The 22,016-nt window shown below is 42.7% G+C and carries 24 protein-coding genes; 18 read left to right on the top strand and 6 right to left on the bottom strand.

From position 1 onward, the window contains the following. The coding region (locus L4C33_RS08935) for a ribonuclease E/G (RefSeq protein ID WP_428812088.1) at positions 1–787 on the bottom strand (787 nt) is incomplete at its 3' end. 599 nt (positions 788–1,386) lie between these two features. On the opposite strand from L4C33_RS08935, the gene rluC reads away from it, so the two are divergent. Further along, on the top strand, positions 1,387–2,331 hold the full coding sequence (gene rluC, locus L4C33_RS08930) for a 23S rRNA pseudouridine(955/2504/2580) synthase RluC (protein ID WP_428812087.1): 945 nt from the start codon (positions 1,387–1,389) through the stop codon (positions 2,329–2,331). Positions 2,332–2,405: 74 nt separating this feature from the next. Here the strand turns inward: rluC and L4C33_RS08925 are convergent, their stop codons facing one another. Next, positions 2,406–2,987, bottom strand: coding sequence for a Maf family protein (locus L4C33_RS08925; RefSeq protein ID WP_428812086.1), 582 nt, complete (start codon positions 2,985–2,987; stop codon positions 2,406–2,408). A 149-nt stretch (positions 2,988–3,136) separates the two neighbouring features. On the opposite strand from L4C33_RS08925, the gene yceD reads away from it, so the two are divergent. The 14 genes from yceD (at position 3,137) to ptsG (ending at position 15,567) form a co-directional block, all read left to right on the top strand. Further along, positions 3,137–3,664, top strand: a complete 528-nt coding sequence (yceD, locus tag L4C33_RS08920; RefSeq protein ID WP_428812085.1) for a 23S rRNA accumulation protein YceD — start codon at positions 3,137–3,139, stop codon at positions 3,662–3,664. A 48-nt stretch (positions 3,665–3,712) separates the two neighbouring features. Continuing rightward, entirely contained in the window at positions 3,713–3,883 is a 171-nt protein-coding gene (rpmF, locus tag L4C33_RS08915; protein ID WP_004737376.1) for a 50S ribosomal protein L32, read from the top strand. Positions 3,884–3,892: 9 nt separating this feature from the next. Further along, positions 3,893–4,918, top strand: a complete 1,026-nt coding sequence (plsX, locus tag L4C33_RS08910) for a phosphate acyltransferase PlsX (RefSeq protein ID WP_428812084.1) — start codon at positions 3,893–3,895, stop codon at positions 4,916–4,918. A gap of 5 nt (positions 4,919–4,923) precedes the next feature. Further along, on the top strand, positions 4,924–5,874 hold the full coding sequence (locus L4C33_RS08905) for a beta-ketoacyl-ACP synthase III (RefSeq protein WP_428812083.1): 951 nt from the start codon (positions 4,924–4,926) through the stop codon (positions 5,872–5,874). Positions 5,875–5,955: 81 nt separating this feature from the next. Continuing rightward, complete coding sequence (fabD, locus tag L4C33_RS08900; protein ID WP_428812082.1) at positions 5,956–6,879, top strand: ACP S-malonyltransferase; 924 nt, start codon at positions 5,956–5,958, stop codon at positions 6,877–6,879. Positions 6,880–6,902: 23 nt separating this feature from the next. Next, positions 6,903–7,637: a 3-oxoacyl-ACP reductase FabG gene (gene fabG, locus L4C33_RS08895; RefSeq protein ID WP_428812089.1), complete on the top strand. Its 735-nt coding sequence runs from the start codon at positions 6,903–6,905 to the stop codon at positions 7,635–7,637. Between the two features lie 166 nt (positions 7,638–7,803). Next, positions 7,804–8,037, top strand: coding sequence for an acyl carrier protein (acpP, locus tag L4C33_RS08890; protein WP_004737381.1), 234 nt, complete (start codon positions 7,804–7,806; stop codon positions 8,035–8,037). 93 nt (positions 8,038–8,130) lie between these two features. Beyond that, the gene (gene fabF, locus L4C33_RS08885; RefSeq protein WP_428812081.1) at positions 8,131–9,375 is read left to right on the top strand and encodes a beta-ketoacyl-ACP synthase II; all 1,245 of its coding nucleotides are present in this window, start codon (positions 8,131–8,133) and stop codon (positions 9,373–9,375) included. Positions 9,376–9,478: 103 nt separating this feature from the next. Then, the gene (gene pabC, locus L4C33_RS08880) at positions 9,479–10,303 is read left to right on the top strand and encodes an aminodeoxychorismate lyase (protein ID WP_428812080.1); all 825 of its coding nucleotides are present in this window, start codon (positions 9,479–9,481) and stop codon (positions 10,301–10,303) included. After that, positions 10,300–11,316, top strand: coding sequence for an endolytic transglycosylase MltG (gene mltG, locus L4C33_RS08875; protein WP_428812079.1), 1,017 nt, complete (start codon positions 10,300–10,302; stop codon positions 11,314–11,316). The genes pabC and mltG overlap by 4 nt, the downstream gene beginning before the upstream one ends. Before the next feature lie 11 nt (positions 11,317–11,327). Then, positions 11,328–11,966 (top strand): dTMP kinase, encoded by a 639-nt coding sequence (gene tmk, locus L4C33_RS08870; protein WP_428812078.1) that lies wholly within the window; start codon positions 11,328–11,330, stop codon positions 11,964–11,966. A 2-nt stretch (positions 11,967–11,968) separates the two neighbouring features. Beyond that, entirely contained in the window at positions 11,969–12,916 is a 948-nt protein-coding gene (gene holB / locus L4C33_RS08865) for a DNA polymerase III subunit delta' (RefSeq protein ID WP_428812077.1), read from the top strand. 8 nt (positions 12,917–12,924) lie between these two features. Then, entirely contained in the window at positions 12,925–13,692 is a 768-nt protein-coding gene (locus L4C33_RS08860) for a TatD family hydrolase (RefSeq protein ID WP_428812076.1), read from the top strand. Positions 13,693–14,136: 444 nt separating this feature from the next. Then, complete coding sequence (gene ptsG / locus L4C33_RS08855) at positions 14,137–15,567, top strand: PTS glucose transporter subunit IIBC (protein WP_428812075.1); 1,431 nt, start codon at positions 14,137–14,139, stop codon at positions 15,565–15,567. A 279-nt stretch (positions 15,568–15,846) separates the two neighbouring features. Here ptsG and L4C33_RS08850 read toward each other — a convergent pair whose 3' ends face one another. Further along, positions 15,847–16,014 (bottom strand): hypothetical protein, encoded by a 168-nt coding sequence (locus tag L4C33_RS08850; RefSeq protein ID WP_428812074.1) that lies wholly within the window; start codon positions 16,012–16,014, stop codon positions 15,847–15,849. A gap of 263 nt (positions 16,015–16,277) precedes the next feature. On the opposite strand from L4C33_RS08850, the gene htpX reads away from it, so the two are divergent. Next, positions 16,278–17,147 carry a protease HtpX gene (gene htpX / locus L4C33_RS08845; RefSeq protein ID WP_428812073.1) on the top strand — a complete coding sequence of 290 codons (870 nt, stop codon included), beginning with the start codon at positions 16,278–16,280 and terminating at the stop codon, positions 17,145–17,147. Positions 17,148–17,456: 309 nt separating this feature from the next. On the opposite strand, the gene purB is transcribed toward htpX, so the two are convergent. The 3 genes from purB to mnmA all read right to left on the bottom strand — a co-directional run bounded on the left by purB (position 17,457) and on the right by mnmA (position 20,754). Further along, positions 17,457–18,827: an adenylosuccinate lyase gene (gene purB / locus L4C33_RS08840; RefSeq protein ID WP_428812072.1), complete on the bottom strand. Its 1,371-nt coding sequence runs from the start codon at positions 18,825–18,827 to the stop codon at positions 17,457–17,459. Between the two features lie 142 nt (positions 18,828–18,969). Then, positions 18,970–19,587, bottom strand: a complete 618-nt coding sequence (hflD, locus tag L4C33_RS08835; RefSeq protein WP_428812071.1) for a high frequency lysogenization protein HflD — start codon at positions 19,585–19,587, stop codon at positions 18,970–18,972. A gap of 42 nt (positions 19,588–19,629) precedes the next feature. Beyond that, positions 19,630–20,754, bottom strand: coding sequence for a tRNA 2-thiouridine(34) synthase MnmA (gene mnmA / locus L4C33_RS08830; protein WP_428812070.1), 1,125 nt, complete (start codon positions 20,752–20,754; stop codon positions 19,630–19,632). A gap of 203 nt (positions 20,755–20,957) precedes the next feature. Here mnmA and L4C33_RS08825 point away from each other — a divergent pair, with 203 nt between their 5' ends. Beyond that, the gene (locus L4C33_RS08825; RefSeq protein ID WP_428812069.1) at positions 20,958–21,227 is read left to right on the top strand and encodes a hypothetical protein; all 270 of its coding nucleotides are present in this window, start codon (positions 20,958–20,960) and stop codon (positions 21,225–21,227) included. 103 nt (positions 21,228–21,330) lie between these two features. Continuing rightward, on the top strand, positions 21,331–22,016 hold a 686-nt coding region (locus L4C33_RS08820), incomplete at its 3' end, for an inosine/guanosine kinase (protein ID WP_428812068.1).

Genomic DNA, 22,016 nt, shown 5'->3' with positions numbered 1-22,016 from the left:
GAACTTCACCATCGTATTTCTTAACGCGACTCATGAAATCTGGGCGTACTAATTGAATGTGTGCTTGAGCACGTTCAAAAATAGTATTGCTGTCGATTAGAATCTCGCCAATGTCACGACGTAGATAGTCACGAATCGCACGAACGATTACGTTACTTTCTTGGTGAATAAGGAAAGGAGCTGCATTTGAATCTGAAGCTTGCTTGATAGCGCCCCAGTGGTTCAAAAGTACGTTTAGATCCCATTCCAACTCTTCTGCACTTTTGCCTACACCAGCTGTACGAACAATTAGGCCCATGCCTTGAGGTAACTCAAGTGTGCTTAATGCTGCTTTTAGTTGGGTGCGTTCATCACCTTCGATTCGACGAGAAATACCGCCGGCACGAGGGTTGTTTGGCATAAGAACTAAGTAACTACCAGCAAGAGAAATGAAAGTCGTTAAAGCAGCGCCTTTGCTGCCACGTTCTTCTTTTTCAACTTGTACGATTACTTCCTGACCTTCGTTTAGCACTTCTTTAATGCTTGGACGACCTTGGTATGTGTAACCTTCAGGGAAATATTCGCGGGCAATTTCTTTAAGAGGGAGGAAACCATGACGTTCAGCACCGTAATCGACAAATGCCGCTTCCAGGCTTGGCTCAATTCGAGTGATACGTCCCTTGTAGATATTCGCTTTTTTAGACTCGTGACCTGGACTTTCGATATCAAGATCGAAAAGTCGCTGGCCATCAACCAAAGCGACACGCAACTCTTCTTTTTGAGTTGCGTTGATTAACATTCTTTTCATTTAGAAATTCTCGTTGTCTTTTCTTTTATTTTCATAATTGGCTTGTCGCTTCGATTCGTTCTTCATGGTGCCTGATCCCATGGCTTTATCGGTGCAGCCTCCCGGCTGGAAGGGATGCTCGAGGGCACGTCAGTCATCATAGGCATATAAGCCTATGATCCGCGATGTGGCGGTGAATACTCAACATGATTGAACGTGAGTAGAGCGACAAGGTAACTTAGTTCATGGTGTCTTACGCCAATTGCTGCACTGTTGACACTAAGTAATCTACTCATTTATCTGCTTGCAAATGGTTGTTGTATAAAAAGCCATCAATCCACTTATAGCAGGCTGTGACTATAGCAGTGGAGGCTATGCACAGCAATCTGCTTTATTGTATAAGGCTCAAAAAAACGTGTTTTATGTTGCTTTTGCTAGGTCTAACTCACTGTCTATAAAATAATTAATCTACATAGAGTTTATTTTGTTCGAAACTTGGCTCTTTTTTGGTCGTTAAATCAAACTAATAGAGTAAACCTTGTGGTTGTATGTCTATTTTGAGTAACTATTTTGTAGATAATGGGGTGCTTCGAAAGAGTGGGCAGTGATACAATAAGCAAATGAGTGAAATAAGAACTAAAGTCCAATTTGTCGATATAGACGAAGATATGGCTGGTCAACGTATTGATAACTTCCTACGTAACCAATTAAAAAACATCCCTAAAAGTATGATTTACCGAATCGTACGTAAAGGCGAAGTTCGCGTGAACAAAAAGCGAATTAAAGCTGAATATAAACTGAAAGCAGGGGATATGGTTCGAATACCTCCTGTGACTATTGAAGAGAAAGTTGAAGACAATGTTCCTAGCACAAAGCTGAATAAAGTTTCTGAACTAGAGCACTGCATAATCTACGAAGACGATCATCTACTTATCCTAAATAAACCATCAGGCACAGCGGTTCATGGCGGAAGTGGTTTGAAATTTGGAGCGATTGAAGCGTTACGAGCTCTTCGCCCGGATGCACGTTTCTTAGAGTTAGTTCATCGAATAGACCGGGATACCTCGGGCATCCTTTTGATTGCCAAAAAACGTTCGGCGCTTAGACATCTGCAAGCACAGTTCCGTGAAAAGACGGTTCAAAAGTATTACTTTGCCTTAGTGATGGGTGAATGGAAGAACAGCTGTAAAGTTGTAAATGCTCCACTTCTGAAGAATGAAGTGAACAGCATTGTCCGTGTTAACCCAAATGGCAAGGCATCAGAGACTCGTTTTAAAGTTTTAGAAAAGTTCAAAGACGCGACTTTGATTCAAGCAAGCCCGATTACCGGACGAACTCACCAAATCCGTGTTCATACTCAATATACAGGTCACCCTATTGCATGGGATGACCGTTACGGCGATCGTCGCTTTGACGCTTACACTGGCAAGGTTGGCTTAGACCGTTTGTTCTTACATGCAGCAAACATTAAGTTTACCCACCCAGGTAGCGAGGAGAAGATGGATATTTCTGCGCCAATGGAAAAGAGATTAGAAAAAGCGGTTGCGGGCTTACGTAAGCTGTAATTTCATTTATTAATTTTCAAAACCGATTAAGGGAGCGATGAAGCTCCCTTTTTTATTCTTAGGGCCAGGCATTTTTATAGTACTGACATGCCTTGTGCTCCGAGCATATCAACCAAGTCGATCAGGGGAAGGCCAATCAGTGTGTTGGGGTCCTTTCCTTCTAATCGATCAAATAGCGCGATCCCTAAACCTTCACATTTAAAGCTTCCTGCACAGTAATACGGCTGTTCTTTATCTACGTAAGACTCTATCTGATTACGAGTTAGTTTACGGAAATGAACGACAAACGTATCGAGCCGAGTATCGGTTTCATCGGTTTCACTGTTCCACACCGATAATCCAGTATAAAACGTAATACTCTTACCTATCTGACGTGATAGTTGTTCTATAGCTTTCTCACGCGTGTGAGGCTTACCAATAATCTCGCCGTCTATGACGCAAACTTGATCTGATCCAACCACCAAACTTGGTCGGTCAATGTTACATGACTTTGCTTTTGTTTCTGCAAGGCGCTTGACCAATTGCTGTGGAGTTTCCTTGTTATGAGGCGTTTCATCACAGTCAGGAGTTGCCGTATTAAAGCTTAGCTGAAGTTTTTGCAGGATCTCTTGCCTAAATGGCGAAGTAGAGGCTAAAACTAGTTGGTAATTTTTCATTTTAATTTACAATTCATAGAAGCATTTATCTCAGGATAACGTAACTTATCCTGCTATTCATAATGCTCTGAATAGGAAAGGTAGGAAAGTGCAATTTTTTTGCCATTTCCTTTGACTAAACATGATTTGGAAGATAAGATTCGCGCCCTATGCAAAAGGAAAAAATACCGCGTACAGTTGATCCTGCACGAACAGCTCAAAAACGACTTGATATGGATGGTATCATCCAAGTAAGTATTTTAAAGCGTTTAACTGAAGCAACTGAAGGCGTAAAACGTGACGCGCAAGTCTCAATGTCATTTGGGCTTGATGAACAACGATTAGTCGTTATCTCTGGTAAAGCTAACGTCGAAGTCGATTTAGAGTGTCAACGTTGTAATGAGGTTTTCGCACATCAGTGCGATGTCCAATTTACTTGTACTCCTGTTTACAGCGAGAAAAGTGAAGAAGACGCACCGGAAGAGTATGATTTGGTAGATCTGAACGAGTACGGTGAGTTAGACCTGATTAAACTAGTTGAAGACGAGTTCATCCTTGGATTGCCACAAATAGCAATGCATGACGATGCGAAATGTAGCGTTAACTCAAATAATCTGGTATTTGGCGAACTTCCTGAAGAAATTGAGGAAGACAAAAAGCCGAATCCATTTGATGTCTTAARAAACTTAAAAAGCTAACTTATTAACAAGTAAGTATTTTTAAGAATTTACATAGGAGTAGGGTCAATGGCCGTACAAAAGAGCAAGAAATCACGTTCAATGCGTGGCATGCGTCGTTCACACGATGCGCTAACTACAGCTGCACTTTCTGTAGACGCAACTTCAGGTGAAACTCACCTACGTCACAACGTGACTGCTGAAGGTTTCTACCGTGGCAAAAAGGTTATCAACAAGTAAGGTTGACCTTTGCAAAATATAACCGTTGCGCTTGATGCAATGGGCGGGGATTTCGGTCCTCGTGTAACAGTGCCTGCCGCCGTGCAGGCACTGTCGTATTTCCCAGAGCTAAAAGTTATCCTCATAGGTGATCAAACTCAGATCACATCTCAATTATCTTCGTTAGGTCGAATGCCTGACTCTCGCCTGAGTGTCCAGCATTGTGATCGCGTTATCTCGAATTCAGAAAAACCATCACTTGCTTTGCGTAATAGTAGCGGCAGTTCTATGCGTGTTGCTATTGATCATGTAGCAGATTCAGTTGCTGACGCTTGTGTCAGTGGCGGAAACACCGGTGCATTAATGGCACTCTCTCGTTTCCGACTTAAACTTCTTCCCGGAATTGACCGACCAGCATTAGTATCAGCTTTACCAACGGCATCCGGAAACCGCACATGGATGCTCGATCTCGGTGCTAACGTTTCTAGTGATGCAGATTCGCTCTTCCAATTTGCAGTAATGGGCAGCGCATTAGCCGAACAACACTTAGGTCGCCCAGCTCGTGTCGCTATTTTAAATATTGGTGCTGAAGAAATTAAAGGGAATGATCTGGTTAAGCGCTGTGCAGAAATGTTGTCCAGTACACAGTCTGTTCACTTTACTGGCTATATTGAAGGGAACCAATTGCTGCAAGATGCAGCAGACGTGGTGGTATGTGATGGATTTGTGGGCAATGTCTGCCTAAAAACGTGCGAAGGTAYTGCTCAGCTCTTTATTGATAAGCTAAAAACAAGCATGATGGCTTCAACAATAAAGGGTTGRWTTGCTAGAAAACTGTTTTCTGAGCTATTCACCGAACTAAAAACCTTGAACCCCGACCAGTATAACGGCGCAAGTTTGTTAGGATTGCGCGGCATTGTCATTAAAAGTCATGGAAGTGCTGATGTGTCTGCTGTTGTCAACGCGATTGGCGAAGCAGTGCACGAGGTCAAACGACAAGTCCCCAGCCGTATTAGCGATCGTTTGGAAGCGGTTTTACTCGAGAGGCATTATTAGTCTTCATGTATAGCAAAATTTTAGGTACTGGCAGCTACTTGCCATCTCAAGTGCGTTCAAACGCAGACTTAGAGAAAATGGTAGATACGAGCGACGAGTGGATCGTTGCACGAACTGGTATTAAAGAACGTCGTATAGCTGCTGAAAACGAAACAGTTGCTGACATGGCTTTTTTCGCGGCAGAAAATGCTATCGAAATGGCTGGTATTGATAAAAACGACATCGACCTGGTCATCGTGGCTACAACAAGTGGCAGCCATACTTTCCCGTCATCTGCTTGTCAGGTTCAAGGGAAACTAGGCATTAAAGGTTGTCCGGCATTTGATATCGCCGCTGCTTGTTCTGGTTTTGTTTATGGACTTTCTGTAGCAGACCAGCATATCAAAACAGGCATGTGCAAGAATGTTCTTGTGATTGGTGCGGATGCGCTTTCTAAGACATGTGATCCAACAGACCGCTCAACGATCATCTTATTTGGTGATGGTGCGGGCGCTGTCGTTGTGGGTGCGAGCGAAGAGCCAGGTATCTTATCTACTCATATCTACTCCGACGGTAAATTCGGTGAACTTCTTAGCCTTGAAGTTCCTGAACGCGGCGGCGATGCCGATAAATGGTTGCACATGGCAGGTAACGAAGTCTTTAAAGTGGCTGTTACTCAGTTGTCCAAGCTAGTAAAAGACACACTTGCTGCCAATGATATGGATAAATCAGAGCTTGATTGGTTAGTACCACATCAAGCGAACTATCGTATTATTTCTGCAACCGCGAAAAAGCTAACAATGTCACTTGATCAAGTGGTTATTACTCTTGATAAGCACGGTAACACGTCGGCTGCGACGGTACCTACGGCATTAGATGAAGCGGTTCGTGATGGAAGAATTAAACGTGGTCAAACACTTCTTTTAGAAGCGTTTGGCGGCGGCTTTACTTGGGGTTCGGCACTAGTTAAGTTCTAACTTCAAGCAATAATAATCAAACAAGGCACATAAGATTATGTGCCTTATTCAATTTTTTGCTTTGCTTAAAGGATAATTACAATGAGCAAGTTTGCTATCGTATTCCCGGGCCAAGGTTCTCAAGCTATTGGTATGCTTGCTGAGTTAGGCGAACAGTATGATGTTGTAAAACAGACATTCGCAGAAGCTTCAGAAGCACTTGGTTACGATCTATGGGCATTAGTTCAAGATGGCCCTGTAGAAAACCTAAATGAAACTTTCCGTACTCAACCGGCTCTACTAACTGCGTCAGTTGCAATTTGGCGTGTATGGCAAGAGCTTGGTTTAGAGCAACCTGCTAACCTAGCGGGTCACAGCCTAGGTGAATACTCTGCACTTGTGTGTGCGGGTGTTATTGACTTCAAAGAAGCAATTAAGCTGGTTGAGCTACGCGGCCAACTGATGCAAGAAGCAGTTCCTGCTGGCATTGGTGCTATGTATGCGATCATCGGGTTAGATGATGAGTCTATCGCTAAAGCTTGTGAAGAAGCGGCGCAAGGCGAAGTTGTATCACCAGTTAACTTTAACTCACCAGGCCAAGTTGTTATTGCAGGTAATAAAGCTGCTGTAGAGCGTGCTGGTGCATTGTGTAAAGAAGCTGGTGCTAAACGAGCTTTGCCACTTCCAGTTTCGGTTCCATCGCACTGTGCGTTAATGAAGCCTGCTGCTGATAAGCTAGCTGTTGCTCTTGAAGCTATCGAGTTCAACACTCCTGCATTGCCTGTTATCAATAACGTAGACGTTATTGCTGARACAGATCCTGCAAAAATTAAAGATGCACTTGTTCGTCAACTTTTCAGCCCAGTACGTTGGACTGAAGGTGTGCAAGCAATGAACGAGCAAGGCGTTGAAAAACTACTAGAATTAGGTCCAGGTAAAGTTCTTACTGGTCTAACGAAGCGTATTGTAAAAACTATGACAGCTGCTGCAGTAAACGATTCTGCATCACTTGAAGCTGCTAAGTAATAATCACATAAAGAGAAATTATGATGAATTTAGAAGGCAAAGTTGCACTGGTTACAGGTGCAAGCCGTGGTATTGGTCGTGCTATCGCTGAACTGCTTGTTGAGCGCGGTGCTAAAGTTATCGGTACAGCAACGTCTGAAAATGGTGCTGCTGCGATCAGTGACTATCTTGGTGAGAACGGTAAAGGTCTTGCTCTAAACGTGACTGATGTTGATTCAATTACTGCTACACTGAAGACCATCAACGATGAATTTGGCGCGATCGACATTCTAGTTAACAACGCAGGTATCACACGCGATAATCTGCTTATGCGCATGAAAGACGACGAGTGGAACGATATCATCGATACTAACCTAACGCCTATCTTCCGTATGTCTAAAGCAGTATTGCGTGGCATGATGAAGAAGCGTCAGGGTCGTATTGTAAACGTTGGTTCTGTAGTTGGTACTATGGGTAATGCTGGTCAAACTAACTACGCAGCTGCCAAAGCTGGTGTAATTGGTTTTACTAAGTCAATGGCTCGTGAAGTTGCATCTCGTGGCGTTACAGTGAACACAGTAGCTCCGGGTTTCATCGAAACGGACATGACAAAAGCACTAAATGATGAGCAACGTGCAGCAACTTTGGCTAATGTACCAGCAGGTCGACTAGGTGACCCTCGCGAAATCGCTGAAGCTGTGGTATTTTTGGCATCACCTGCGGCAGCTTATATCACAGGTGAAACACTTCACGTCAATGGCGGTATGTACATGGTGTAAATTGTGTGCAACATTTGTGCATGATTTAAGTCAAAAACATACGTAATTTCGGTTAAAATCGCGAAAATTGTGGTTTGACCAGAAAAGTTGGCCTTGCAACTTTTAATAGATTGAATAAACTACGGAAAACATCGCATAAAGCGAACTCTGTAAAGGAAAAGAAAAAATGAGCAACCTCGAAGAACGCGTAAAGAAAATCATTGTTGAGCAACTAGGTGTTGATGAAGCAGAAGTTAAAAACGAAGCTTCTTTCGTTGATGACCTAGGTGCAGATTCTCTAGACACTGTTGAGCTAGTAATGGCTCTAGAAGAAGAATTCGACACTGAAATCCCAGATGAAGAAGCTGAGAAAATTACTACTGTTCAAGCTGCTATCGATTACGTAACTAGCGCTCAGTAATAATCTCTCCCAGGCGGTCACCTCGACCGCCTGTGTTTTATCTAACTCATCTATTCTCATCTTCAATCATCTCAATTCCCGGAGTGTAAAATCGTGTCCAAGCGTCGTGTAGTTGTCACTGGCATGGGTATGTTGTCACCGGTAGGCAACACTGTAGAATCTTCTTGGAAAGCCCTGCTAGCTGGTCAAAGTGGTATCGTTAATATCGATCATTTTGATGCAACCAATTTCTCAACTCGTTTTGCAGGTCTAGTCAAAGACTTTAACTGCGAAGAGTACATGTCTAAAAAAGATGCTCGTAAAATGGATCTATTCATCCAATACGGCGTCGCAGCAGGTATGCAAGCTTTAGATGATTCAGCCCTAACTATTACTGAAGAAAACGCCCCTCGTGTTGGTGTTGCTATCGGTTCTGGTATCGGTGGTCTTGGTTTAATCGAAGCTGGTTACCAAGCATATACATCAAAAGGCCCTCGTAAGATCAGCCCATTCTTTGTTCCGTCAACTATCGTGAATATGATTTCAGGTCATATGTCTATCATGCGTGGTTTACGTGGCCCGAATATCGCAATCTCAACGGCTTGTACTACAGGTCTTCACAATATCGGTCATGCAGCTCGTATGATTGCTTACGGTGATGCAGATGCAATGCTAGCGGGTGGTGCTGAAAAAGCATCTACTCCTCTAGGTATGGGTGGTTTTGGTGCGGCTAAAGCACTATCTACTCGTAATGATGAGCCTCAAAAAGCTTCTCGTCCATGGGATAAAGGCCGTGACGGTTTTGTTCTTGGCGATGGTGCTGGCATGATGGTTCTTGAAGAATACGAGCACGCTAAAGCACGTGGCGCTAAGATTTACTGTGAACTTGTTGGTTTCGGTATGTCTGGTGACGCTTACCACATGACCTCTCCAAGTGAAGATGGTTCTGGTGGTGCTCTAGCGATGGAAGCTGCAATGCGTGATGCAGGCGTTACTGGCGAGCAAATCGGTTACGTAAATGCTCACGGTACATCGACACCTGCAGGTGATGTAGCTGAAATTAAGGGTATTAAACGTGCTCTTGGTGAAGCTGGTAGCAAGCAAGTTTTGGTTTCTTCAACGAAATCAATGACCGGTCACCTACTAGGTGCTGCTGGTTCTGCTGAAGCTATTATCACAGCAATGTCTCTGGTTGATCAAATCGTTCCACCAACAATCAACCTGGATGATCCTGAAGAAGGTCTAGACATTGACTTAGTACCTCACACTGCACGTGAAGTTAGCGGTATGGAATATGCTGCATGTAACTCATTTGGTTTCGGTGGTACTAACGGTTGCTTGATCTTCAAAAAGATTTAATCATCCGATAAAGACGCAAAACAGCGTAGATAGTCATAATTGGACTTGTTTTTAAACGGCTTGATGCTTTAGCATTGAGCCGTTTCTTTTTATGGGGAAAAGCATGTTTTGGGTTGATGGAGAAAACCAACAAACTATCGATATTTTGGACCGTTCGTTTCAGTATGGAGATGGTTGTTTTACCACCATGCTTGTACGAAATGGTAAGATCCAAAACTTTAGCGATCATCAGACTCGAGTGAACGAATGCCTTAACGTATTACGAGTTTCACCACTTGATTGGAATATCGTTAATCGTTGGCTTGAAGTAGGGCTCCAAAAAATCGAAGTAAATAACCCTCATGATGGGAAGGCAGGGATAAAGCTGCACATTAGCCGTGGTGCAGGTGGTCGTGGCTACAGTACTCAGAATCTAGTTAAGCCAACGGTCACTATTAGTACGTTTGACTATCCTAGCCATTACACAGGGTGGCAAGACTTAGGTGTTGAGCTAGGTGTCTGCAAACAAGCTATAGGGTTAAGTCCATTACTTGCAGGCCATAAGCACAATAATCGCCTTGAACAAATCTTGATGAAAGATGAAATGGATCAGACTGGTGAAGTTGATGGTGTGGTTCTTGATATTTTGGGTAATGTGATTGAAACCACCATGGCCAATCTATTTTGGCGAAAAGGCCAGACTGTATATACACCTCAACTAACGCAAAGCGGCGTCGCTGGGGTTATGCGTAAGCAAGTGTTAACGGCGCTGAATCAGACTGAACTTTCCGTTAATATTGGTGACTACTGCTTATCTCAACTAATGCAAGCTGAAGAGGTTTTCATTACTAACTCCATTTTAGGGGTTGCCCCAGTTACCCGTATTAGTGAAAACCTATTTAATATTGGAACCGTTACTCGTAGCCTTCAAGGACAACTAAACTCGTGATTAAAAAGTTATCTATTTTTATTATCTTGTGCTCAATTCTGGCGGCTTCAGCTGCTTTCTACATTTATAATCAAGCTCAAGATCACCTAAAACAGGTCATTCAATTAGAAGACTCAAAGGTTATTACTATTGCGTCAGGCAGTAGTTTTCATCGTGTTCTAGGGCAGTTTACTGATGAAGGACTTTTTAGTTCATCACCATACGAAAAGTTAATCCGTAAACTTCATCCAGAATTAGTTGATGTTAAAGCCGGAACATTTCTTTTAGAGCCAGGGCTAACATTAGCGCAGGCGCTCCAGGTGTTGGTTGACGGAAAAGAGCATCAATTTACTATTACTTTTGTGGAAGGAAGCCGTTTTGATGAATGGCGACTGCAATTGGAAAATAGTGAATTTATCGAACAGACGTTAGGTGAAATGTCAGAAAAAGACATTGCGCAAGAGCTAGGAATCGAAAACGAAAAGTTAGAAGGTTTATTCCTTGCTGAAACATACCACTATACCTACGGTACATCTGATCTTGATCTGTTGAAGCGTGCGCATGAAGACTTGATGGATGTTGTGAACAGTGAGTGGCAAGACCGTGTGGCAAAGCTCCCGTTGAAGTCTCCTTATGAAGCGTTGATCCTGGCTTCAATTATTGAGAAGGAAACTGCTGTTGCATCAGAAAGAGAGCGTGTGTCTTCCGTTTTTGTTAATCGCCTAAATAAACGTATGCGTTTACAAACGGATCCAACAGTCATTTACGGAATGGGCGATAGTTATGACGGCAACATTCGTAAGAAAGACCTGCGAACTCCTACTCCTTACAATACATATACAATAAATGGTCTACCTCCAACTCCAATTGCGATGGCTGGGAGAGCTTCAATCAATGCAGCTTTAAACCCAGAAAAAAGTAATTACCTTTACTTTGTTGCGAGTGGAACTGGTGGACACGTATTTTCAAAAAGTTTAGCTGAGCACAATCGCGCGGTCCGAGCTTACTTGAAACAGTTAAGAAAAAACAAATAATGAATAGAGCTATGAACCAGTCAAAATTTATTGTCGTAGAGGGCCTTGAAGGCGCGGGCAAAAGCACAGCAATTAATGCGATTCTAGAAACTTTACGTGAATCGGGTGTCGAGCATATTACGAATACGCGCGAACCTGGTGGAACGGTATTAGCTGAGAAAATGCGTTCTTTAGTCAAAGAAGAACATGAAGGTGAAAAACTACAGGATATGACGGAGCTGCTGCTTATGTATGCAGCGCGTGTTCAGCTTGTTGAAAATGTAATTAAGCCGGCGTTGAATGAAGGGAAGTGGGTGGTTGGAGACCGACACGATATGTCCTCTCAAGCTTACCAGGGTGGTGGTCGTCAGCTATCTTGTGAAACTATGGCGGCATTAAAAGAAACCACGTTGGGTGACTTTAAGCCTGACTTAACTCTTTATCTAGATTTAGATCCTAGAGTTGGTTTAGAGCGTGCTCGTGGGCGTGGTGAGTTGGATCGTATCGAAAAAATGGATATTTCATTTTTTGACCGTACAAGAGCACGCTACCTAGAGATTGCAAACAGCGATGACTCAGTTTTAATTATTAACGCTCAGCAAGAAATCGAACAAGTGGCTGCAGACATTAAGTCAGCGCTATGTACGTGGCTTGCTAAGTCGCAGGATTAGTAATGCAAGAACTATATCCTTGGCTAGAATCATCCTGGGAGAGTTGTAAAGTCCAGCTTGAGAGCGACCGTGTACCAGGCTCGATTCTATTATTGGCATCTCATGGGTTAGGCGTAGAGCAGTTGTTGGGTAAGTTATCGTCAGCACTTATGTGTGTGAACTACGAAAGTGAAGCCTGCGGCTTTTGTCATAGCTGTGAATTGATGAAATCAGGAAGTCATCCCGATTTACATAGAATCGTCCCGGAAAAAGAAGGAAAGTCGATTACTGTCGACCAAATCAGATCTAGTAATCGTTGGGCACAAGAATCTTCACATCTAGATGGTTATCGATTGATCATCATCGACCCTGCTGATGCTATGAACGAAGCAGCTTCGAATGCTTTATTAAAAACATTAGAAGAACCTGCAGATAAATGTATTTTTATTTTGGTWTCATCTAGTAGTAGCCAACTGATGCCGACAATTGTCAGTCGTTGTCAACAATGGAAGGTTACCCAGCCGGATATAAATATCGGCCAAGCTTGGTTAGAACAACAGGCTCGCAAATCGGTACCTAGTTTTCTTTTACCATTAAACAATGGTATGCCAATTAGTGCATTAGCTATGGTTGAAGATGGTGGTTTAGAGCAATGCCAGGCGATTTTCGATGGTTATTTAGCATTGGCTAATCAGTCAAGCTCCGACTTAATGGCATATACTAGTTTATTGAATAAGCAGCCGGGTCAACACTTGGTGTGGCTATGGCATTTTTTGGTAGATACCCAAAAATGTCATTTCAATATCCTTGACGATAGTTTGATTCCTGCAAGTAGCGACTTAGCGAAAGTGCTGACATATCAACAATCATTTGAGAAAGCAAACTCGTTACTTAACTTGATAGAGCAGTTGAAGCAAYATCCAGGGCTAAATTCTGAACTTTTAATTATGAACTGGCTTATTAAAGCCTGAGAGGATACATGTTCGTAGATTCACATTGCCACTTAGACAAACTTGATTATCAAGATCTTCATATCAATGTTGAGGATGTTATAAAAAAAGCAGAAGCGGCAAATGTTAAGCAACTATTGTCTGTAGGGGTAACCTTAGATTCATTTCCTAAGATGTTAGAAATGATTATGCCTTACGATAATGTTCACGCTTCATGTGGCGTTCACCCATTAGATGTAGAAAGTGATTTTGCATTAGACGAGCTACATCAATATGCTCGTCATTCAAAAGTCATCGCAATTGGTGAAACTGGGCTAGATTATCACTATCAACCTGAAACAGCTGATCTACAAAAGCTGAGATTTGAGCAGCAAGTAGAGCTAGCTGTTGATGTAAATAAGCCTCTTATTATCCACACGCGTAATGCTCGTGAAGACACTTTATCTATTCTTAAAAATGGTGGGGCGGATAAATGTGGTGGGGTAATTCATTGCTTTACAGAAAACCAAGAGTTTGCTGACGCTGCAATGGAGTTAGGCTTCTACATTTCTATCTCAGGAATTGTTACGTTCAGACAAGCAACTGAGCTAAAAGAAGTGGTCAAAAATTTGCCTTTAGATCGCCTTCTAATTGAAACGGATTCCYCTTATTTAGCTCCGGTCCCTTATCGCGGTAATCAGAATCAACCTGCTTACGTTGTCGAAGTCGCAGCATATATTGCGCAGCTGAAAGGGATATCTTTGGCGGAGGTCGGTCAGCAAACGACCAATAACTTCGAAAAACTTTTTTTGCGATAAAAAATGAAATTGAACCAAAAAAGGAGCGAAAGCTCCTTTTTTTGTGTCTGCTATCACTGAATGTATTGCGAAAGTTAATGTTTACTAAATATGTTGAAGGTGAGAGCGAAAATATATGAACTTGTAATTTTGTTACTAAAAATAACATTACCATCTATTTTATTTACCTATCGAATTAAATGCTTTTTGTTATTTTTATTATTTAAAACATGTGGTTACATTAATGTAAAGCGTTGCATTGAGGTTTTTTCGATGTGACGCAGGACTTGTTTTGAAACTAAATTTCGTAACTCTATAGCAAGTTTGCTATCCATCAATATATATTTAGCGGCAGAAAATATAATGCAATACATGGTTACATTTTCATTGGGTGCTAACATTTAGGCTACGGGGGTGTGCCGTTAGAACCCATATATTTATTATATCTTTATCAGGAGCATAAACATGTTTAAGAACCTTTTTGCTAACCTGCAGAAAGTTGGTAAGTCTCTGATGCTACCAGTATCAGTTTTACCAGTTGCGGGTATTTTGCTTGGTGTCGGTGCAGCGGACCTTCCATTCATTCCAGAAATTGTTTCCAACTTAATGGAGCAAGCTGGTGGTTCAGTATTCGGCCAAATGGCACTACTATTTGCAGTAGGTGTTGCACTAGGCTTTACAAATAACGATGGTGTTGCAGGCCTTGCTGCTATCGTAGGTTACGGCATCATGACAGCAACACTTGGTGTTATGGCTGGCGTAATGGGCGTTGACAAAATCGACACTGGTGTTCTAGGTGGTATCCTAGTCGGTGGTGTTGCTGCTTGGGCATTCAACCGTTTCTTCCGTATTCAACTTCCAGAGTACCTTGGTTTCTTCGCTGGTAAGCGTGCTGTGCCAATCATCACAGGTTTCTCTGCGATTGGTCTAGCAATTTTACTATCAGTAGTTTGGCCACCAGTTGGCGGCGCGATTTCTGCGTTCTCTGATTGGGCTGCTCACCAAAACCCACAAGTGGCGTTTGGTATCTACGGTATCGTTGAGCGTTCTCTAATTCCATTTGGTCTTCACCACGTTTGGAACGTACCTTTCTTCTTTGAAGCTGGTACTTGTGTAAACGCTGCTGGCGAAACTCAAAACGGTGTTCTTACTTGTTACCTAGTTGCTGATGATGCATCTCGTGCAGCGGGCAATGGCTTCGGTCAGCTAGCTGGCGGTTACATGTTCAAGATGTTTGGTCTACCAGCTGCTGCAATCGCAATTGCACACTCAGCTAAACCAGAAAACCGCGTTAAAGTAATGGGTATCATGGCTTCTGCAGCTCTGACTTCATTCCTAACAGGTATTACTGAACCAATCGAATTCTCATTCCTATTCGTTGCTCCTGTACTGTACGCAATCCACGCTCTTCTAGCGGGTTCTGCATACGTTCTAGCGAACACTCTAGGTTTTGTTCACGGTACGTCTTTCTCACACGGTCTTATTGACTTCCTAGTTCTGTCTGGCAACGCGTCTAAGATGGGTCTAATGGTTGCGTGTGGTCTTGGTTATGCTGCGCTTTACTACTTCGTATTCCGCACAGTAATCAAAGCTCTTGACCTTAAAACTCCTGGTCGTGAAGAAGAAACTGATGACACAGCAGTAGCGACTGGTACTGAACTTGCAGGCGAGTTAGTTGCGGCATTTGGTGGCAAAGCTAACATCACTGGCCTTGATGCATGTATTACACGTCTACGTGTTGCTGTTGCAGATACTGAACAAGTTGACCAAGACAAGCTTAAAAAGTTAGGCGCTGCAGGTGTAGTTGTAGTAGCTGGTGGTGTTMAAGCTATCTTCGGTACTAAATCTGACAACTTAAAAACAGATATGGATGAGTGGATTCGCAACAACGCTTAATCCTGATTCTAGCTATGATGTGTTGTGGTAGTTTTAATGAGTAACTTGTTGCGTTAGAACCCTCACACCAAATACATCTTTGAAAGCCCAGTTTTAATTAACTGGGCTTTTTGTATTTGAGATAAGCGAATTGAGGCCAAAGAAGGTAGGGAACTTGTTTTGATGAAAACTATAGGCTCCTAATATAAGAAAAATCCGAGGATACAAAGTATTCTCGGATTCGAATGTTTTATATGGGCACTTGACGTCGCTTAAGCGTTTACATGTGTAGACAAACTGCTACTTTTCAGCGGTTAATCCCATCAGCGCCTGTTGTGTCTCGCTGATTTGAGTGTGAACGTCTTTTTTTGGTTGAACGCCAATCTGCTTTTTAGCTTCTTCTTCTGTAATGCCTAAGTGGCAGCAAAGTAAGTCGATAGCCATTTGGAAGTTATTACTTTCAGCCATGTTCATTTCCTTTTTTCATGGTTATGCCATCTAATATCTGAGACATAATTTAGAACGTTTAGTCTTACGACTCAATACGACTTAAGTCTAAGGCGGTAAATGTGAGTAGAGTATGAACAGTAGACACTAAATGTTTCAATTTAACGCTTAACCTTGTTTTCTAAATCTAAGACTATATGTATAAGAGAGAATACTTAAAGAGATTGGCTTAAGGATGGTCTCACTCTTTATATAACAATAAGCTTCCAGTGCGGAGAAAAGTAATGAAGCGAGTAATGTTGTTCCTAGCAACAAACTTGGCAGTGATAGTAGTGCTAAGTGTTGTTTTGAATGTTTTAAGTGCAATATTTGGAATTCAACTAGGCGGCGGTAGTACGTCTGGTATTCTATTGATGGCTGCTGTATTTGGTTTTGGTGGTTCTTTCATCTCTTTGATGATGTCGAAAAAAATGGCTTTGCGCTCAGTTGGGGGCATGGTTATTGAAAGCCCACGCAACGAAACAGAGCATTGGTTGATGGAGACGGTCAGTCGTCAAGCTCGACAAGTGGGTATTGGTATGCCAACAGTAGCGGTATACGACTCACCAGATATCAACGCTTTTGCAACAGGTGCCAAACGTGATGACTCACTGGTGGCAGTTTCTACGGGTTTACTGCATAACATGACGCGCGATGAGGCTGAAGCCGTATTAGCTCATGAGGTGAGCCACATTGCGAATGGCGACATGATTACCATGACGCTAATGCAAGGTGTTGTGAACACGTTCGTCATCTTCCTATCTCGTTTCATTGCCAACATTGTGGCGTCGAATGACAACGAGGAAGAAGGTGGCAGCAACATGATGGTGTACTTCGGTGTATCAATGGTACTTGAACTATTGTTTGGCTTCTTAGCAAGCTTCATCACTATGTGGTACAGCCGTCATCGTGAATTTTATGCTGATGCTGGCGCCGCTCAGATGGTCGGCAAGGAAAAGATGATAGCAGCTCTCGAGAGACTTAAGATGAGCCATGAGCCTCAGCTTGAAGGCTCAATGATGGCATTTGGTATTAACGGTAAGCGCTCGCTGACTGAATTGCTAATGAGCCATCCACCACTAGATAAACGCATCGATTCTTTACGCAATATGTAAACATTGAAGATACGTTATAAAAGATCAAAAAGGCTTGGATTATCCAAGCCTTTTTTGTGTCTGCTGCGTAGTGATTCAGGTTTGCCAAAAGTGCTCGGTAGCATGAATGCTTAGAAAGATGTACGAATGTTTTAAGGCTGATAATAGTACGTAAAGGTGTTTTTGGATATGTTTGAAAGGCAAGGCCTGTAGGGATAGCGCCGGAGCTTGGACAGCATCAATGAGTCATTTTATTTCGGTCATTGAGCTGATAGCGGATACAAAAAAGGCTTCCTAGTGGAGGCCTTTCTATTTAGAACAAGTCGATGATTATAGCTTGTCTGTAAGCTCGATAGCTTGACCGATGTAGTTCGCTGGAGTCATCTCTTTAAGGCGAGCTTTCTCGTCTTCAGGGATTTCAAGACCATCGATGAATGCACGCATGCCTTCGCCATCTACACGCTTACCACGAGTTAGCTCTTTTAGCTTCTCGTATGGCTTCTCGATGCCGTAACGACGCATAACTGTTTGTACAGGTTCTGCTAGTACTTCCCAGTTTTTGTCTAGTTCAGCAAGTAGCGCTTCACGGTTCACTTCTAGCTTGCTAATACCTTTCAGAGTTGAAGTGTATGCAATGATTGCGTAGCCAACACCAACACCTAGGTTACGAAGAACCGTAGAGTCAGTTAGGTCACGTTGCCAGCGAGAAACAGGAAGTTTTTGTGCAAGGTGGCTGAATACAGCATTTGCTAGACCAAGGTTGCCTTCAGAGTTTTCGAAGTCAATTGGGTTAACTTTATGCGGCATTGTAGAAGAACCGATTTCGCCAGCAATAGTCTTCTGCTTGAAGTGACCAAGAGCGATGTAGCCCCAAACGTCACGGTCGAAGTCTAGAAGAATCGTGTTGAAACGAGCAACAGCATCGAATAGCTCAGCGATGTAATCGTGAGGTTCGATTTGAGTTGTGTATGGGTTCCAAGTTACGCCAAGAGATTCAGTGATGAACTCTTCGCTGAACTGGTGCCATTCAACTTCAGGGTATGCAGAAAGGTGAGCGTTGTAGTTGCCTACAGCACCGTTGATTTTCGCTAGGATCTCAACGCTTTCGATTTGCTTGAATTGACGTTCCATACGGTACGCAACGTTAGCCATTTCTTTACCCATAGTAGAAGGAGAAGCTGGCTGGCCGTGTGTACGAGAAAGAAGAGGAATATCACGGTACTCGTTCGCAAGTGCTTTGATAGCATCGATTACGTTACGGATTTCTGGAAGAATCACTGTGTCACGAGCTTCTTTAAGCATAAGCGCGTGAGATGTGTTGTTGATGTCTTCAGAAGTACATGCGAAGTGAATGAACTCGTTAACTGCGTGAAGCTCAGGAACGCCAGCAACTTTCTCTTTTAAGAAATATTCAACAGCTTTAACGTCGTGGTTCGTCGTGCGTTCGATCTCTTTGATACGTAGAGCGTCTTCTTCGCTGAAGTTAGCGGCTAGTTCATCAAGAAACTGGTTAGCTTCTGCACTGAACGCTGGTACTTCTTTGATTGCATCAGTTGCTGCAAGCTTTTGTAACCAACGAATTTCAACGATAGAGCGGTACTTTAGTAGGCCAAACTCACTAAAGATGCTGCGTAGTGCAATAGTCTTACTTCCGTAACGGCCGTCTACTGGTGAAACAGCAGTCAATGCTGACAGTTCCATGGTGTTCTCCTGAATTGAGTTTCTAAATTTCGAGGGCTTTATACCAATAACTATCACGTTTGTCACGCATATTGCGCAAACGTTTGCGTGAGGGTCGTTTTGGCATAAAAAAATAAGCTCGCACAAGGGCGAGCTCTTTCAATTAAATTCTGGCTAAAAGGATTTGAGCTTGCTCAACCATTTTCTTGCGACCGAAGATCAAGTGGCGACGTTTGCCACCAACCTGACGCCACAATACCGCGCTACGGATACCAGATAGAAGTAATGCTCTTACTTTATGTTGGCTAGCCGTTTGTTGAAGTACTGCAGGCGTACCTGATACTTGAATACGAGGGCCAATAGGGCTCACTACATCGAGATAGATGCTCGCCAAGTTACTGATCATTTGATCATCTAATAAGTCAAAATGCTCGATTTGACGTTCTGCTGTTTGAATGCGATCACCTAATTGTGACATTGCATCATTACGCGAAGAAAGCTTACGCTCTAGTGCCATTAAACTAATGATGTAGCGCGTTATATCACTGCCAGCAGGGGTGCTATCGATACCTTTCACTAAACACTCTAAACCCAGTTTAAGGTTAGCCTCTCGGCCAAAAACACCAATCGTGTTAGCTGGGCTAGTGTTTACAATGGCATTTATTGAAGCTTCGAAGGCATCAGCATCACAGTAACCGTCTTTCGCAACTTGTTGAACCAAAACAACCGCTTGGCAAATACCAGCAAAAGCAATAGTACGGTCATAAAGTGTATTAGCCACGTAACAACTCCTAAGTGAATAGTTTAATTATGTTTATATCGCTTAAATGCGTTTCTCGATGATACCGCCACCAAGGCAAACTTCACCTTGATAGAAAACTGCAGATTGACCAGGGGTAACCGCAATTTGTGGTTCATCAAAAATCACTTTAATGCTCTCGTCATCAATAGGGATGATTGTACAAGGAATATCGGTTTGGCGGTAACGCGTTTTTACCGTGCACTTCATAACTTCAGTAATTGGTGCGCGATCAACTAAGTGAAGTTGAGCTGCAATCAAACCTTCAGATTTAAGTAGTGGGTGGTCTTTACCTTGAACCGCGATCAATACATTGCGCTTTAGATCTTTTTCGCCAACAAACCACGGGTCTTCATTACCGCCACCGCCTTTGGTGCCACCGATGTGTAAACCTTTACGCTGCCCCAAGGTGTGGTACATCAAGCCCTGGTGCTGGCCTATCACATTGCCTTCTGGAGTTTCAATATTACCTGGTTGCGCAGGTAGGTATTTGCCAAGGAACTCAGTGAACTTACGCTCACCAATAAAACAGATACCTGTTGAGTCTTTCTTCTTCGCGGTGATTAAGTCTTGCTCTTCAGCAATGCGTCGAACTTCTGGTTTCTCTAGTTCGCCAACAGGGAATAGGCTGCGTGCAACTTGATCTGAACTTAGCGTGTATAAGAAGTAGCTTTGGTCTTTATTACTGTCTAATCCGCGAAGCATTTCTGGCTTAACACCAGCGTCTAATTCTTCTTGAGTAGGGAAGGTGCGACGTACGTAATGACCCATAGCAATGTAGTCGGCATCTAGCACTTCATCAGCAAACTCTAAGAAGGCTTTGAATTTGATTTCTTTATTACAAAGAATATCTGGGTTAGGTGTACGACCTGCTTTATATTCAGCTAGGAAGTATTCGAATACGTTATCCCAGTATTCTGCTGCAAAGTTAATGGTATGTAGGTGGATACCTAGCTTGTCACAGACTGCTTGCGCATCAGCCAAATCTTCAGCCGCAGTGCAGTACTCTTCGTTGTCATCTTCTTCCCAGTTTTTCATGAAAAGGCCTTCTACCTGATAGCCTTGCTGTTGGAGAAGATACGCTGATACTGACGAATCTACACCGCCGGACATTCCGACGATTACTTTCTTTTGGCTGTTATCTGACATGTCTAAACACCGTTAATATTACTTGGTCGCAGATTCTAACAGAAAGAGAAACAACGTGACAGATCCGAGACGGGAATCACAGTTTCATTTGCACACTTAGTATGCTGACTTTGTTAGCTGATCTGATGGGGGCGAGGTGAGTCGCTAGGATGTCAGACTTATATGTGGCATAGTCGCTCAAAATCCAAGACTTGAGATGAAAAATGTCTGAACAAAATGAATTTATGCAAGAAGAGCAGCTAATTGAAATTATTGAAAACCAGCTTGAAGATGGTCAGCCGGTTAAAGTGAAAGAAACGTTAATGCGTTTAGTAATGACAGGGACACCTCGTGAAGAAGCTATTCAAGCGATGGCTTGTGCGCTTGCCATTGAGATTTTTGATGTGATGAAAAATGGTGCGGAGTTTAATCAAAAGCGTTATGCCGAGCATTTGGGAATGCTGCCTGATTTAAGCTTTATGGAAGGTGAATAAAAAAAACACCTGGCAAACGTTTGCTATAATTTGAGACATTGCCGCGTTAATAATGGCGCGGTAGAATCCGCCCCCCAATCCCCCTATTACTTAGACTGACTTTATGAAATTTCCTGGACAACGCAAATCTAAGCATTACTTTCCAGTTCACGCACGTGATCCACTTGTAAGCCAAGCACATGAAAGTAAGAAAATGTCTCGCACGCATATTATCGGTATTGACCAAACATTGGTGGATATTGAGGCAAAGGTAAGTTCAGAGCTCATTGAGAAATATAATCTAAGTAAAGGCCACTCTTTAGTGATTGATGACGCGACTGCTGAAGCGTTATACCAAGAATTAAAAAGCTGTGAATTAATTACCAATGAATATGCTGGTGGCACAATTGGTAATACTTTACACAATTACTCGGTACTAGCTGATGATCGTTCAACACTGTTGGGCGTAATGAGCCAAGATATTAAAATTGGCAGTTATGGTTACCGTTATTTGTGTAACACATCAAGCCGTATGGATTTAAATCATTTACAGGGGGTAGATGGTGCAATTGGTCGTTGTTTCGCGTTAATTACTGAAGACGGTGAACGTACTTTCGCAATCAGCGAAGGTCAAATGAACCAACTTAATCCAGATAGTATTCCAGAGAAAATATTCAAAAATGCTTCTGCGTTAGTTTTAACTGCATATTTAGTTCGCTGTAAGCCAGGTGATCCAATGCCTGACGCGACAATGCAAGCGATTGAATACGCGAAAAAACATGATGTACCAGTAGTATTAACTCTAGGTAC

Origin of the sequence: Vibrio makurazakiensis (assembly GCF_050337375.1) — a bacterium.
Taxonomy (GTDB): Bacteria; Pseudomonadota; Gammaproteobacteria; order Enterobacterales; family Vibrionaceae; genus Vibrio; species Vibrio makurazakiensis.
Note: the sequence above shows the minus strand (reverse complement) of the source record. Positions and strands in the feature narration are given on the sequence as shown.

Coding starts and splice junctions, on each gene's coding strand:
- rluC (WP_428812087.1), top strand. CDS start 1,387: ATGAGTGAAATAAGAACTAAAGTCCAATTTGTCGATATAGACGAAGAT.
- L4C33_RS08925 (WP_428812086.1), bottom strand. CDS start 2,987: ATGAAAAATTACCAACTAGTTTTAGCCTCTACTTCGCCATTTAGGCAA.
- rpmF (WP_004737376.1), top strand. CDS start 3,713: ATGGCCGTACAAAAGAGCAAGAAATCACGTTCAATGCGTGGCATGCGT.
- L4C33_RS08905 (WP_428812083.1), top strand. CDS start 4,924: ATGTATAGCAAAATTTTAGGTACTGGCAGCTACTTGCCATCTCAAGTG.
- fabG (WP_428812089.1), top strand. CDS start 6,903: ATGAATTTAGAAGGCAAAGTTGCACTGGTTACAGGTGCAAGCCGTGGT.
- acpP (WP_004737381.1), top strand. CDS start 7,804: ATGAGCAACCTCGAAGAACGCGTAAAGAAAATCATTGTTGAGCAACTA.
- pabC (WP_428812080.1), top strand. CDS start 9,479: ATGTTTTGGGTTGATGGAGAAAACCAACAAACTATCGATATTTTGGAC.
- tmk (WP_428812078.1), top strand. CDS start 11,328: ATGAACCAGTCAAAATTTATTGTCGTAGAGGGCCTTGAAGGCGCGGGC.
- L4C33_RS08850 (WP_428812074.1), bottom strand. CDS start 16,014: ATGGCTGAAAGTAATAACTTCCAAATGGCTATCGACTTACTTTGCTGC.
- htpX (WP_428812073.1), top strand. CDS start 16,278: ATGAAGCGAGTAATGTTGTTCCTAGCAACAAACTTGGCAGTGATAGTA.
- purB (WP_428812072.1), bottom strand. CDS start 18,827: ATGGAACTGTCAGCATTGACTGCTGTTTCACCAGTAGACGGCCGTTAC.
- mnmA (WP_428812070.1), bottom strand. CDS start 20,754: ATGTCAGATAACAGCCAAAAGAAAGTAATCGTCGGAATGTCCGGCGGT.
- L4C33_RS08825 (WP_428812069.1), top strand. CDS start 20,958: ATGTCTGAACAAAATGAATTTATGCAAGAAGAGCAGCTAATTGAAATT.